The 14,228-nt window shown below is 60.6% G+C and carries 14 protein-coding genes and 1 pseudogene; 11 read left to right on the top strand and 4 right to left on the bottom strand.

Annotation, left to right across the window (positions count from 1 at the left end):
• A pseudogene (locus EOD15_RS14675) lies at window positions 1-288 on the bottom strand (hypothetical protein); the annotation flags it as partial.
• Window positions 289-443: 155 nt separating this feature from the next.
• Here EOD15_RS14675 and EOD15_RS14670 point away from each other — a divergent pair.
• From EOD15_RS14670 to EOD15_RS14620, 10 genes are all read left to right on the top strand, one after another.
• Window positions 444-1,547: an inositol-3-phosphate synthase gene (locus EOD15_RS14670; protein WP_127320168.1), complete on the top strand. Its 1,104-nt coding sequence runs from the start codon at window positions 444-446 to the stop codon at window positions 1,545-1,547.
• Window positions 1,544-2,140, top strand: coding sequence for a histidine phosphatase family protein (locus EOD15_RS14665; RefSeq protein ID WP_127320166.1), 597 nt, complete (start codon window positions 1,544-1,546; stop codon window positions 2,138-2,140). Before EOD15_RS14670 ends, EOD15_RS14665 begins: the two co-directional genes overlap by 4 nt.
• A gap of 14 nt (window positions 2,141-2,154) precedes the next feature.
• Entirely contained in the window at window positions 2,155-3,255 is a 1,101-nt protein-coding gene (locus EOD15_RS14660; protein WP_127320164.1) for a glycosyltransferase, read from the top strand.
• Window positions 3,255-4,058 carry a sugar phosphate nucleotidyltransferase gene (locus EOD15_RS14655; protein ID WP_127320162.1) on the top strand — a complete coding sequence of 268 codons (804 nt, stop codon included), beginning with the start codon at window positions 3,255-3,257 and terminating at the stop codon, window positions 4,056-4,058. Before EOD15_RS14660 ends, EOD15_RS14655 begins: the two co-directional genes overlap by 1 nt.
• A gap of 2 nt (window positions 4,059-4,060) precedes the next feature.
• Window positions 4,061-4,822 carry a TIGR04290 family methyltransferase gene (locus EOD15_RS14650; RefSeq protein WP_127408581.1) on the top strand — a complete coding sequence of 254 codons (762 nt, stop codon included), beginning with the start codon at window positions 4,061-4,063 and terminating at the stop codon, window positions 4,820-4,822.
• The gene (locus EOD15_RS14645; protein ID WP_127320158.1) at window positions 4,815-5,747 is read left to right on the top strand and encodes a beta-xylosidase; all 933 of its coding nucleotides are present in this window, start codon (window positions 4,815-4,817) and stop codon (window positions 5,745-5,747) included. Before EOD15_RS14650 ends, EOD15_RS14645 begins: the two co-directional genes overlap by 8 nt.
• A 6-nt stretch (window positions 5,748-5,753) precedes the next feature.
• Window positions 5,754-6,902, top strand: coding sequence for a glycosyltransferase (locus EOD15_RS14640; RefSeq protein ID WP_127320156.1), 1,149 nt, complete (start codon window positions 5,754-5,756; stop codon window positions 6,900-6,902).
• Window positions 6,903-6,910: 8 nt separating this feature from the next.
• Window positions 6,911-7,885, top strand: a complete 975-nt coding sequence (locus tag EOD15_RS14635; RefSeq protein ID WP_164761685.1) for a GNAT family N-acetyltransferase — start codon at window positions 6,911-6,913, stop codon at window positions 7,883-7,885.
• 3 nt (window positions 7,886-7,888) lie between these two features.
• Window positions 7,889-8,803 carry a class I SAM-dependent methyltransferase gene (locus EOD15_RS14630; RefSeq protein WP_127320154.1) on the top strand — a complete coding sequence of 305 codons (915 nt, stop codon included), beginning with the start codon at window positions 7,889-7,891 and terminating at the stop codon, window positions 8,801-8,803.
• A 448-nt stretch (window positions 8,804-9,251) separates the two neighbouring features.
• Window positions 9,252-9,428 (top strand): hypothetical protein, encoded by a 177-nt coding sequence (locus EOD15_RS14620; protein WP_127270589.1) that lies wholly within the window; start codon window positions 9,252-9,254, stop codon window positions 9,426-9,428.
• Here EOD15_RS14620 and EOD15_RS14615 read toward each other — a convergent pair whose 3' ends face one another.
• Window positions 9,429-9,992 carry a sigma-70 family RNA polymerase sigma factor gene (locus EOD15_RS14615; protein ID WP_127270591.1) on the bottom strand — a complete coding sequence of 188 codons (564 nt, stop codon included), beginning with the start codon at window positions 9,990-9,992 and terminating at the stop codon, window positions 9,429-9,431.
• Window positions 9,993-10,284: 292 nt separating this feature from the next.
• Between EOD15_RS14615 and EOD15_RS14610 the strand changes: the two genes are divergently transcribed.
• A complete protein-coding gene (locus EOD15_RS14610) occupies window positions 10,285-12,396 on the top strand; it encodes a catalase (protein WP_127320152.1) in 2,112 nt (703 codons plus the stop codon).
• A gap of 81 nt (window positions 12,397-12,477) precedes the next feature.
• Here EOD15_RS14610 and EOD15_RS14605 read toward each other — a convergent pair whose 3' ends face one another.
• A complete protein-coding gene (locus tag EOD15_RS14605; RefSeq protein WP_127380951.1) occupies window positions 12,478-12,966 on the bottom strand; it encodes a hypothetical protein in 489 nt (162 codons plus the stop codon).
• Window positions 12,967-13,053: 87 nt separating this feature from the next.
• Window positions 13,054-14,228: Nramp family divalent metal transporter (locus EOD15_RS14600; RefSeq protein ID WP_148129554.1), on the bottom strand; the 1,175-nt coding region annotated here is incomplete at its 5' end.

Genomic DNA, 14,228 nt, shown 5'->3' with positions numbered 1-14,228 from the left:
GCCGACGCCGAAACCGCTTTGCCACGACTTCGCCACCTCTGCCGCAAGTCCGACCAGCAACCTGGCGCCTTGCTGTTGTCGCGGCGAAAAGGTGTCGATGCCGCTGGTTTCGAAATCGACATCTGCAAGCGCCTGAACCAGCTCCGACACGCTGATGAATAGTCCGACCAATGCAGCATGGCGTTGGATGCCATAAGACATCCGATCCAGGCTTTCGGCCATTTCGCTTGCTGCTTCGCGAAGCTGCTGTGCGTTCTGCGTCTGCTTGTGGTCGCCGTAGACGATCATCGATCGGTTTTCCAATGCTGGCCGTGCGGCAACGCATCGAATGCAGCTTCGATCCATGCTTCTCGCGCAATTTTTCGATGGGCCGAGGAACATTCCGGCACGCTGATGGTTCGGCGCCAGGAACTTACCTTTGAACAACATAGGGTGGTGGTTTCGTGGGATCGAAAAAGGTTCGTGTTGGTATCGTTGGGGTCGGCAATTGCGCATCCTCCCTCGTGCAGGGCCTCTCCTTTTATCGTCACGCTAAAAGCAACGAACCAATCCCTGGGCTGATGCATGCCGACCTCGGCGGCTACCATGTCGACGACATCGAGATTGTCTGCGCCTTCGATGTCGCCAGGAGCAAGGTTGGCCTCGACGTGGCGGAAGCGATCTACGCCGCCCCGAACAACACGTTCCGCTTCGCCGACGCGCTGACAACCGGCGTTCGCGTCGAGCGCGGGCCGACGTTGGACGGGATCGGCAAATATCTGCGCGACGAGATTGAAGAAGCTCCGGAGCCGGTTGCCAATGTCAGCGAGATCCTGCGCGACAGCAACGCTGACGTGCTGGTTTCCTACCTGCCGGTGGGCTCTGAGGAGGCAACTTGCTTCTATGCCGAATGCGCACTCGAGGCCGGCTGCGCCTTCGTCAATTGCATACCCGTTTTTATCGCCTCACGCCCGGAATGGCGCCGGCGCTTTGAGCAGCGAGGACTGCCGCTGGTCGGCGACGATATCAAGAGCCAGGTCGGCGCGACCATCGTTCATCGCCTGCTGGCCAATCTCTTCCGCGAACGCGGCGTACGCATCGACCGCACCTATCAGCTGAATTTCGGCGGCAACACCGATTTTCTCAACATGCTGGAACGCGAGCGGCTGGAATCGAAGAAAATCTCGAAGACACAGTCCGTGGCCAGCCAGTTCGATGTTCCCCTGGAGCCAGGCAATATCCACGTTGGGCCCAGCGACCACGTACCGTGGCTGACCGATCGCAAGTGGGCCTATATAAGGGTGGAAGGCACGACTTTCGGCGGCGTGCCGCTCAATGCCGAGCTCAAGCTGGAAGTCTGGGATTCTCCAAACTCGGCCGGCGTGGTGATCGATGCGGTACGCTGCGCCAAGCTGGCGCTCGATCGCGGCATGGCCGGAGCGCTGACCGGTCCCTGCAGTTATTTCATGAAGTCGCCTCCCCAACAGTTCACCGACGCCGAAGCGCGGCAGCGCACGCTCGCTTTTATCGCAGGCAAGGACGAGCCTTTGCTCGATGCCGCGGAATGACGACGACCTTCTTTCTGATCCGCCATGCGGCACACGACAATGTCGGCTCCTATCTGGCAGGCCGTATGGACGGCGTTTGCCTCGGGGATGCTGGTAAGGCGCAGGCAACGCAGCTTGGCTGCCGCATGGCCCGGGAGCCGATTGCAGCGATCTTGTGCAGCCCGCGCGAGCGGACCCGGGAGACGGCCCTGCCAATCGCGCTCGCCTGCGGCGTCGGGGAAATCGCGATCTGTGCCGAACTCGACGAGATCGACTTCGGCGACTGGTCGGGAAAGACCTTCGATGAGTTGAGCGGCAACGCCGGCTGGCGAGCCTGGAACGACCAGCGGCAGGAGGCCAGGACACCAAACGGCGAAACCATGCTGGATGTCCAGCAGCGCGTCGTCGCGGTGATGAACGCTGTCCACGAGCAGCATCAGAATCAGTGTGTCGCCCTGGTCAGCCACGCCGATGTGATCAAGGCCGCCGTCTGCAAAGTCCTTGGCTTGCCGGCCGGCGACTGCTTTCGCTTCGACATCGATCCCGCCTCGATCACCACGATCGTGTCGGGCGACTGGGGGGCGAAGCTGATCCGATTGAACGAAGTTGCCTGACGAGGATTTGCCGGATGCAGATGGTCATTTTCGGTCTTACCGTCACGTCTTCATGGGGTAACGGCCATGCCACCTTATGGAGGGGACTGATCAGAGCCCTCGCCCGGCGCGGCTGGTCCATCACCTTCTTCGAACGCGACACACCCTATTATGCCGGAACGCGCGATCTTGATCATCTGGACGGCGGCAACATCGTGCTCTACCCGGACTGGGAGGACATCCGCCGGGTCGCGGAGCAAACGATCAAACGATCGGATGTCGTGATCGTCACCTCTTATTGTCCCGATGCCGTGGACGCCTCGCGGCTGGCGCAGCAGGCAGGGCGCGGACTGCAGGTCTTCTACGATCTGGACACTCCGGTCACGCTTGCCCGCATCGAACAAGGTGAGCGTCCATCCTATTTCGGCCCCGAGGGTCTTGCCGATTTCGACCTCGTCCTGAGCTACACAGGCGGCCCGGCGATCGACGCGCTGAAGGCGGTTCTGGGCGCGCGTCACGTGGTGCCGCTCTATGGGCATGTCGATCCGGATCAACACCGGCCGGCTACGCCGCGGGCCGAGTTCAAGGCCGATCTCTCCTATCTCGGAACCTACGCGCCCGATCGCCAGGCGGCCGTCGAGAATCTGCTGGTTCGCCCAGCTGCGCGCTTGCCGGACCAGCGCTTCATCATCGGCGGAGCACAATATCCGCAGGAATTCCCGTGGAGCGACAACATCTTCTTCGTCAGGCACCTTCCGCCGGCCGATCACCCGGCGTTTTTCTCATCCTCTCGTCTGACACTGAATGTGACCCGCGAGGCGATGGCGCAAAAGGGCTGGTGCCCTTCGGGCCGGTTGTTCGAAGCAGCGGCATGTGGAGTGCCTATCGTAACCGACACATGGCCGGGCCTAAGCAGCTTCTTCGAACCCGGCAGCGAGATCCTGCTGGCCCACGACACCGATGACGTGGTCGCGGCGCTCGCCTTACCCGCAGGAGAACTCGATGCTATCAAAACCCGTGCGCGCCAACGGGTTCTCGACGAACACACTTCTGGCCGGCGCGCGGCGGAGCTGGACCAGATTCTAAACGACGCCTTTCAAAGATCTCCCGGCGAACCGATGATGGAAGCAGTCTGATGTTGGGCATTGTGCCCGCTGCCGGGCGCGGCAGCCGCATTCAACCGCTCGGCTTCTCGAAAGAGCTGCTGCCGGTCGGCAGCCGGATCGATGGACAGACCGAGCGTCCCTGCGCGGTGAGCGAGTATCTGGTGCGGCGGATGGTGCACGCTGGCGTCGACAAGATCTGTTTCATCATTGGGTCGGGCAAATCCGACATCCTCGAATATTACGCTGCCGGCTATGGTGACGCCGCGGCTCTCTTCGTGGTGCAGCCCAATCCCGTTGGACTTTGCGATGCGATTTTTCGGGCAGCGCCTCTCGTCGCGTCCGATGAGGTCGTCCTGGTCGGCCTTCCCGACACGATCTGGTTTCCCGAAGACGGCTTCTGTCATTTGCCTGACGATCAGCTTTCATTTCTGCTCTTCCCGGTGGATCGTCCGGAATTCTTCGACGCCGTCGTTGTCGATGACCACGAGCGCGTGATCGAAATCCAGGTCAAGCAACAGGACGCCGCCACGAACTGGGTTTGGGGTGCGTTCAAGATGCCGGGCCAGATCCTGCATCAGCTTGCGGCACTCTGGCGTGAACGGGAATGCCGTGACGAATATATCGGCACGTTGGTCAACGCCTACCTTGCGGCCGGAGGTCAAGCCTCCGGCGTCAAGGCTGGGTCCGCCTATGTCGATGTCGGCACTTTCAACGGCTATCGCACGGCCCTGCGGCTGCTCGAGGACGGCGCCGCACCCGTCCATCACCAACCCGCCACGATTATGCCAGGTGCCCGTTCGCATGTGCCTGTCGTTCCCGGCGAAGGAGCCTGATCATGCTGCATTCCCATGCCGAAATCCGCCGCCGTATCGATGCTCTCGGCCCATGGTTCCACAACATGGAACTGGCGGGGGTCGAAACCGCTCCCAACCATTTTCTCGGCAATTATCCGCTGATCAAATGGCGCAAATTCGCCGAGGCCATTCCCGCCGATCTGACAGGCAAGACGGTGTTGGATATTGGTTGCAATGCCGGTTTCTATTCCATCGAGATGAAACGGCGAGGTGCTGCCCGTGTCCTCGGCATCGATTTCGATGAGGCCTATCTGGCGCAGGCCCGCTTTGCCGCCGAGATCGCCAATTGCGAGATCGAATTCCAGAAACTTTCGGTCTACGACGTCGGCGCCCTGCGTGAAACGTTCGATGTCGTGCTGTTCATGGGGGTGCTTTATCACCTGCGCCACCCCTTGCTCGCGCTCGACCTTATCCGTGAGCACGTCGCCGGTGACCTGATGATCTTCCAGTCCATGCAGCGCGGCAGCACAGATCTGCCCGAGATGGAAGAGAACTATCATTTCTGGACGCATGACCTGTTCGATCGGCCGGAATTTCCCAAGCTCCATTTCATCGAGCACCGCTATGCCGATGATCCGACCAACTGGTGGATACCCAACCGCGCCTGCACCGAAGCGATGCTGCGCAGCGCCGGATTTGAAATCGTCCTGCATCCGGAGCAGGAGGTCTATTTCTGCCGCGCCGCCGGCGACCCGGCCAGTGGGGGTGCCGTCTACCCCTCGAAAGGACAGCGCCATGATTGAAGCCGCGATGATCTGGAACGAGCCCAACAACAAATCGCATTGGGATCCCGAGCTCGATCCCGATTGGAGCCGCTTCGCCAGGATGGCAATCCTGGCAGCGGACGCAATCGCATCTGAAAACCCGGCTTTGACCAAAGTGCTCGGTGGCATCTCGCCGATAGATCCGGGGTTCATCACCCGCATGAAGGAATTCGGCGTGCTGGACCATGTCGACGCCGTCGCCGTGCACGGCTTTCCCCTCGACTGGAATCTGTGGCAGATTCAGGAATGGCCCCAGAAGATCGGCGAGATCGCGGCCGTCACCGACCTTCCCGTCTGGGTCAGCGAAGTCGGCGTATCGACTTTCGGCGCCGAGGAAATCCAGGTCTGGGGGCTCAAGCGCACAGCTGAATTGCTGCTCGGCAATGCGCCACGCATCCAGTGGTACAGCCTCTACGATCTTCCGCGTGAATGGGAAGCAACGACGCGTCACCGCGAAGCCGAGGGCTCCTCTTACTATCGTCATTTTCATATGGGGCTGCTGCGCCAGGACGGCACGCCAAAGCCCGCGCTGGAGGAATTCCTGCGCCATACACCCGCAATGGGCCTGGTGCAGTGGTTTCATTTCGAAGACCCGCGGCTGGACGATGCCGTCGCCTGGATGAAGCGGCTGGGTGTCACCAATATGCGTACCGGGCTTTCCTGGGCGGACAGTTTTCGGCCGAATGCGCTGGACTGGTTCGACCGGCAGATGGAAGCACTCGCCGATTTCGATGTGACGGTCACCTTCTGCTTCACACCTCAGCACCGCGGAATGATGCCACACCACACCAGCCCGCCCCTGGTGCCGGAGGAGTTCGCTGAATTCTGTTCAACCATGATCCGCCGCTATGCGCCTGGCATGACATCCGCCTCGCTCCCCACGCAGCGGGCCTCGGCCGCGTGAAATGTCATGCTGCCCATGCATCAGATGCAGGACTTCGCGACGCCGTTGACAGGTGGAGATACGGCGCGGGGCAACGAGACTCGACCAGGCGAGACACTCACCGTCCTCAATGTCGCCTACCCTCTCGCGCCCGTCGGCCCCGACGCTGTCGGCGGTGCCGAACAGATTCTGTCGATGCTGGATCGGGCACTGGTTCAGGCCGGTCATCGATCTATCGTCATTGGCTGCCGAGGCTCCAGCGCGAGCGGCACGCTTGTGGAAATACCGGCCGAAAACGGCGTACTCGACGAGGCGGCGAAGAGCCGCGCGCAACAGGCCCATCGCGACGCGATCGCGGCTGCCCGCGCCCGATGGCCCATCGACGTGGTTCATCTGCACGGCATTGATTTCGACGCTTATCTGCCCGACGATGGTCCGACCTTGGTGACCCTCCACCTGCCATTGGATTGGTATCCGGCCGCGGCATTGCGCCCGACGCGCGGTGACCTCTGGCTCCATGCGGTCTCGCCCACCCAGCAGAAAACCGCGCCATCAGACGCCCGGCTGACGGCGCCGATTCCGAACGGCGTTGACATCGAAGCACTGACCCTGCTGCAGTCGAAGCGCGACTTTGCCCTTGTTCTAAGCCGGGTTTGTCCGGAAAAGGGCGTCCACCTGGCGCTCGACGCAGCCAAACAGGCAGATGTGCCGCTGGTCATCGGCGGCAAGGTCTATCCCTATGAAACGCATACGCGGTACTTTCGCGATGAGGTCCAACCTCGCCTCGATGGCCGCCGCCGCTTCCTTGGCCCTCTCGGCTTCACCGCCAAGCGACGCATTCTCAATGCGGCGCGCTGTCTGGTCATTCCGAGTCTCGCAGCCGAGACCAGCTCGCTTGTGGCCATGGAGGCCCTCGCCTGCGGTACTCCGGTGGTCGCCTTTCCAAATGGTGCGCTTCCCGATGTCATAGAGCACGGCAGGACGGGCTTTCTCGTCGATACGGTCGACGAGATGGCCCAAGCCATTCTTGCGGCGCCCAGCTTGGATGCTGAGACATGCAGGGCCGAAGCGCGACGGCGGTTTTCGCTGGAACGCATGATCTCGTCTTACATGGACGCTTATCAAGCGCTGGCACGGCTTGGCAGTGGTCGCCGGCGCTTCGCGGCGACGCCGTGAGCTAAGCTGTGCTGCGCAGCGAAATCATCGGTGACCTCACACAATTGGACGCCTTGACGCCGCACTGGTGGGAACTGTGGCAGCAGAGTCCCTCGGCGACGCCGTTTCAATCTCCCGCCTGGCTGGTGCCGTGGTGGCACGCATTCGCACCTGGTGAACTGGCGACGGTCGCGGTCTGGCGTGGCGACGATCTGGTCGGGCTGGCGCCATTCTACGTCGAGCATGGGATATCCGGTTCGAAGCTGCTTCCGGTCGGCATTTCGCTCAGCGATTATCTGGACATTCTGGCTGTCCCTGGGAGCGAAGCCGAGGTCGTCGACATTGTCGCCGAGTCGATCCTCTCGATCGGGTGGGCGCAATGGATCTTGTCGGACTTGCCGCAGGACAGCCTCTCCCTTGGGATGACGCATCCCGAAATGGATTGGCCGACCGCCCATGCCGCCTGCCCCGTGCTCGCCCTCGCCGGCGACGAAACGCTTGCAGGCTGCGTCCCCGCAAGACGCAGACGCCAGTTGCGTCGGGCGCGTCAAGCCGCATCAAGATGCGGCCGGATCGCGCTGTTGTCGGCAAGCGGCAGTCCGCAAACTTTCCTCGATCAATTGATCCGCCTGCACAATATGCGCTGGGCCGAACAAGGAGGCGGTGTGTTGGCCAACGCCGCCGTCGAGCAATTCCATCGGCTCTCACTTCCCTTGCTCGACGCTCACGGTCTGGTGCGATGCTGGCTGTTCGCGATCGATGGCGGAACCGTCGGCGCTTATTACGGATTTCACCACCGCGGCCGTGCCTATGCTTATCTCGGTGGCTTCGACCCTGCTTATGCCGAGGAGAGCCCAGGTGCGATCCTGATTGGCCACGCAATCGCGGAAGCGATCCGCGAAGATGCGCGCGAGTTCGATTTTCTGCGCGGCCAGGAGGCCTATAAATATGGCTGGGGCGCCGTCGACAGGTGGACGATGCGCAGGGTCTGGACGCGGAGTTGATGCATGAGTGTAACCGCACCGAAAGCCGCCCGGCGCACGACATCGGTCAGGCTGGCGGTTGAAGACTGCATGGCCGATGGCATTTGCGCCGAAGGTGTTCTCGTCAGGCTGGCGCTCCACCTGCCGCCCACAATTGGAGCGGCGGAATTGGCGGAGGTCGTGCTGAAGGTCCAGCCGGCGGATGCCGGCGACGCAGCAAGGCTGCGAAAGGTCGCCGGACTGCTGCGCTGCAAACCAGACGTCTTCGCCATGTTGCGGGCAACGGGTGGCGCCGTTCGGCATGAGCGCGATGAGGACGAGACGAATGTCGCTGTCGTCATGCGGCTGGCCTCCAGCTTCGATGCCGCGGCAGCGATTTCGGGAGCCGCGAGTGTCCAACTGGCATCCCTCGGCGATGAGGCAAGGCTCACAGTCACGACCAATGAAATCGTCGCATGGCTGGAAGCGCGAGAGTTCACCGGAAGGGAACGAAGCATTCTCGACATCGGTTGCGGCATCGGCCGTTTCGAGCGCGCGCTGTGCACATCCTTCAAGCGCATGGTCGGCATCGACATATCGCCGCGGATGATCTCCATCGCCTCCGAGCAATGCGCCGCACTCGGCAATGTCGAGTTGCGACAAACCTCCGGTCTCGATCTGTCCGAATTCGCCGACGCCAGTTTCGATTGCGTGCTGGCGGTGGACAGCTTTCCCTATCTGGTTCTGGCCGGCATGGCTGATCGGCATTTCGACGAAATTGCGCGCGTTCTGAAACGGCCGGGGTGGCTCGCCTTGCTGAACTATTCCTATCGCGGATCACTTCTCTCAGACCGCGATGATATCGGCCGTCTGGCGCAAGCTCATCAATTGCGGGTCCTCATCGACGGCGAGAAGCCGTTTCGGTCGTGGGATGGCGACGCCTTTCTGCTCGCTGGGTGAGCGGAACATTACAGCGCGATGCCAGTTCGGACGTCGAACAACGGGCACCGACGAGTGTCCCCGATTCGAAGGAGGATATCATGGCATCCGGCGGTAAAAAACATTTCGGCCGCAGCAGCCAGGCAAGAGTGCCGGCGCCGGCGCGGTGACCTCCCCGGAGAAGGACGAGATCGAAGAAAACGCGGTCTTGTCGAATCGCAACAAGAAGCAGCATGGCCAGGAGCGGACGGCAATCGGATCAAGCCCGATCAGTATCAAGCCGCTGACCGATTGCCTAAGGACTGAACGCCACCGCAGCGCGTCCATAGCCCGCGGCGACGAAGGAGCAGCAAGGAAATAAACCTGTGCAAGGGGCCGCCGGTGAGCTTCTTGGCGGTGGACACCGCCTTGTAATGCCAGGCGCTTATCACCACACTAGGATCAAGGGACCCGCTATCAAGAGAATGTGATGTCTCGTTCGAGCGACGATACCCCGGATCCCCATGTCGAGATGGCTGTGGATCAGGAGATTGCTTCCCTGCTGGCCGCCATAGAGCAGGAAAAAATTCCAGACCGCCTGACCAAGCTGGCGATCGAATTGCAGAACGCGCTCGTCGAGAAACGTCGGCGCGACGTGAAGAACTGACTATCTGCGGCCGTCGACCTCGACATCGAGCTGACCATCCGACAGCTGGTTTCGTCTTTCTATCAATGTCTGCAGCGAACTCTCCCCCAGGAATTCAAGGATGTTGGCGCGCGCACGGTTCAGGCGGCTTTTGACCGTTCCGACCGCGCAACCGCATATGTCGGCGGTTTCCTCGTAGCTCACTCCCAAAACGCCGATCAGCATCAGGACCTCGCGTTGGTGTTCAGGCAGCCTTTGAATGGCGCCGTGAACTTCCTTGCTCTGAACGGTCCATTCCTGGGTGGCTTCCGAAATTGGTCTCGAAGACGCGCAATCGAGCAGGCCGGGCGCCTCCCGGGCAGCGATCTTGACCCGGGTATAATAAGTGTTGCGCATGATGGTGAAGAGCCACGACTTCATGCGCGTACCGGGTTCGAACTTGTCGATGTTGGCGAGACCCTTGGTCAGTGTCTCCTGCACGAGATCGTCAGCGTCGTCGGGGACGCGGCAGAAGGTGCGCGCGAATGCCCGCAGGGCAGGTATCAGGTCAACGATGGAAACTTCATTGGTTTCCTGGTCGGCCAAAAGGCAGCCTCCGGATGACAATGGTCCAGCTCCCAGAAGAAAGAGTGTGTGAACGCAGCCCCAGCTAAATGCATGGAAGTTTGGTTCGTTCCTCGTGCCGGAGACAACTCTTCATAAATTCTGCGCAGGCGGAGATATCTGTCATCCGATCGGCGCGCACCATCGCCGCAGCAGTCCCGGCTCCTCCGACAGCGGTGTCTCCAGCGTCCATTTTTTACGGGAACAAAGCTGCTCACCGGCAGTTTGATGGCTTGACCACTTCAACCTTCCGGTACTCGATCGAGGATCTGTCATGGCCAAATCCGCTCGCCCCTCCGCTCGCCAATCGGCAAGTGGACTGGATCAGAATAGCGCGCGCGGAAATGGCGGCGAGTTGCACCAGATCGCGGGGGACGACACGCCTGCCCTTACGACGGCGCTCGGAACGCCTGTCTCCGACGACCAAAACACATTGCGGATCGGTGAGCGCGGACCATCGCTGATCGAAGACTTTCACTTTCGCGAGAAGATTTTCCACTTCGACCACGAACGCATCCCGGAAAGGGTCGTTCATGCCCGCGGCTATGGCGCGCATGGTTATTTCGAGACCTACGAGTCACTTGCCAAATACACACGTGCCGACATTTTCCAGCGAGCTGGTGAAAAGACGCCGGCATTCGTTCGTTTCTCGACGGTTGCCGGCAACAAGGGTTCGTTCGATCTCGCCCGCGACGTGCGCGGCTTCGCGGTCAAGCTCTATACCAAGGAAGGCAATTGGGACCTGGTCGGCAACAACATCCCGGTCTTCTTCATCCAGGACGCCATCAAGTTTCCCGATCTGATCCACGCCGCCAAACAGGAGCCCGACCGCGCCTTTCCGCAGGCACAGACGGCGCACGACAATTTCTGGGACTTCATCAGCCTGATGCCGGAATCGATGCACATGGTGATGTGGATCATGTCGGATCGCGCGATCCCGCGTTCCTTCCGCTTCATGCAAGGCTTTGGTGTGCACACGTTCCGCCTCGTCAACGCGAGGGACGAATCCACCTTCGTCAAGTTCATCTGGAAACCGAAGCTCGGCATGCAATCGGTGGTCTGGAATGAGGCGGTCAAGATCAATGGCGCCGACCCCGACTTCCATCGCCGCGATCTGTGGGAGGCTATACAGGCCGGCAATTTCCCGGAATGGGAGTTGACGGTGCAACTGTTCGATCAGGCATTTGCCGACAGTTTTGACTTCGACATCCTGGACGCAACGAAGATCATTCCGGAGGAGATCCTCGAACCAATTCCGGTCGGTCGGCTGGTGCTCGACCGGATGCCGGACAATTTCTTCGCCGAGACCGAGCAGGTTGCATTCATGACGCAGAATGTGCCGCCCGGAATCGATTTTTCCAACGATCCGCTTCTGCAAGGCCGCAACTTCTCCTATCTCGATACCCAATTGAAACGACTGGGCAGTCCGAACTTTACTCATCTGCCGATCAATGCGCCGAAGTGCCCGTTCGCCCATTTTCAACAGGATGGGCACATGGCCATGCGCAATCCGGCCGGTCGCGCCAATTATGAGCCGAACTCATGGGGACTGGGACCGCGCGAGGATCCGCAGCGTGGCTTCCGTTCTTTCGCCGATGCCGAAGAAGGGCAGAAAGTACGTCTGCGCGCGGAGAGCTTCGCCGATCACTACAGCCAAGCCCGTCAATTCTTCAACAGCCAGACACCACCGGAGCAGCGTCACATCGCGATGGCGCTGACGTTTGAACTGAGCAAGGTCCAGGCTTCGGCGATCCGCGAGCGGATGGTTTCGCATTTGTTGAACATCGATGAAACGCTGGCGACCACGGTAGCCGACAAGCTCGGCATCCGTGACATGCCCCAACCTGCCGAAGCCGCCGTTTCACCGCGCGATGACTTGCCGCCGTCGCCGGCGCTCAGCATCATCCAAAACGGGCCTGACAGTTTCGAGGGCCGCAAAGTCGGTGTCATGCTCAGCGATGGAGCCGATGTCGCGCTGTTCGAGGAACTTCGTTCCGCCATCGAAGCGGAAGGCGCGGTGATGGAGGTGGTTGCGCCCAAGGTGGGCGGCGTCGAAGCCGCCGACGGCACTCACATCGAGGCAAGGCACATGATCGACGGCGGTCCGTCCGTGTTGTTCGACGCGGTGGTGCTGCTCCTCTCCGAGGCGGGCGCCGAGTTGCTGGCCAAGGAGGCCGCTGCGAAGGATTTCGTGTCTGACGCGTTTGCGCACTGCAAGTTCATCGGCTTCACCCCGGGGGCCGAGCCGCTCCTGGCCAAAGCAGGCGTCGCTCCCGATGCCGATGAGGGGCTGATAGCATTGGATACGGCAGCCTCGGTCGAGACATTTGTGCAGTCGTGCCGCAAACTGCGGCTCTGGGCAAGGGAGGCGGCTGTAAAGCTTTGACGCGATAACAGCCGGCAAGCGATGCCGGCTGCCGCAATCTGGGTGGTTCGCCTCCTAGCCTTCTGGCACGGCGCCCTATGATTAGCTGCTCTTTCTAGCTGCTTGTTCTCGCTGCTTTTTCAAAACTTCGTCGGTTCCGACCAGCTTCTTCGCTCCACCCGGAATTGCTGTGGATACGACCGCAGGCGGATCGCTGGCCGGAAAAGAATCTTCCAATCCTGCCTGTAACTGATCCTCGAGTGTTTGGGGTTCTTCGGAGCGGCCGGGCGTTCTGCGACTTTCTATGTTCTCCAGCGGCTGTTTCTTTTTTGGCGAATCGTTCGCGTCTCGAATCAAGGAATATAACTGCTCGATCGCTAATTCCTTGATAGTTTCGAAGTCCGCACGATCGTCTTTTGCTTCTTCGATGCGATTGACCATGGCTTTCTCGAACCGCTCAAGACTTTCACTCCCACAGGCATGGGAAAGACGCAGCAAAGCCTCGTGCAGCATTAACGGAGCGAAATGGGCCGACGCCTCAAGCCTGAGTTGTCTTAGACGATCCGGAGTGGCGGCCTGCAACTTCGACATGGACAACCTCCTTTCTCCCACAAGCGTCTCAACGACAATTGACCGCCGATGTTCCACCGCGCCTGAACATCCTTCCCGCCCGGCGAGCTACAGGAACCAGCTTGCCACCAGTCCCGCCGACGCTGCAAAGATCGCCAGGGTCGTCACGCCGCCCAGAATGTTCGTGCTTGTGCTGTTCACCTTGTCGCCCATGATCTTGCGATTGTTGGTCATGATGAGGATGAGAAGCAGCAGCGGCGGCGTTGAAAATCCTTGCACGATGCCGGACCAGACGAGAGCTTTCATCGGGTTGAAGCCGAAGAAATTGAGGCCCACCGCCACCAGCGTTATGACCCCGATCACGATGTAGAATTTGGGAGCCTGCCGGGGTTTGGCATGCAAGCTATTCTTCCATCCCATCGCCTGGGCGAAATCGAAAGCAGCGCCAGCGGTCATGATCGGCACGGCCAGAAAGCCGACGCCAATTACACCGGCCGCAAAGAGAATGCCGGCAGCGTCGCCAGCAAGCGGCCGCAGCGCTTCGGCCGCCTGTGCCGCTGTCTCGATCTGCGTCTGCCCGGCCCTGTAGAGCGTCGACCCTGTCGAAAGGATGATGAAATACATGATCAGATTGGAAAACGTCATGCCGATCAGGATATCGCGGCGGGATCGGCGCAGCTCGCCCTCGGTGGCGCCTTTGCGCTCTTCGAGGCTCGTTCGACCCTTGGCAATCTCCTCCTCCACCTCCTGATTGGACTGCCATGTGTAAAGGTATGCGGAGAGCGTGGTCCCGACGATGGCGACGAGGATGGACAGGTATTCTCGGCTGAACTCGATTTTTGGCAACAGCGTGCCACGCAGAACGGAGGCTGCATCCGGTTTGGCAAGCACCGCGGAGACCACATAGGCGAGCAGAGCCAGAGCCAGCCACCGGAACACATTTCGGATCAATTTATACGATCCGAACACCTGCAGGGCAAAAATGACGACCGCAACGGCAATGACGACCAAGGGAGCAGGCAGAGGAACGAACAGCACGATGGCCGCCGACATGGCGCCAAGATCGGCGGCTGCCTCGATCGTGTTGCCAATCAGCACGCCCACCAGCACGGACCATAGCAGCCAGCGCGGATAGAAGTCCGATATGACCTTGAAAAGCCCGCGACCCGAAACCTGGCCAAGTTTGGATGAAAGATAGACGACGACATACATCATCGGCAGCGTGACAGGTGCCGTCCACAGCAGGTCGGGCCCGAACCGGGCTCCGGCGCTCGCGTAGGTAC

Source organism: Mesorhizobium sp. M7A.T.Ca.US.000.02.2.1 (assembly GCF_003996995.1).
Taxonomy (GTDB): domain Bacteria; phylum Pseudomonadota; class Alphaproteobacteria; order Rhizobiales; family Rhizobiaceae; genus Mesorhizobium.
Note: the sequence above shows the minus strand (reverse complement) of the source record. Positions and strands in the feature narration are given on the sequence as shown.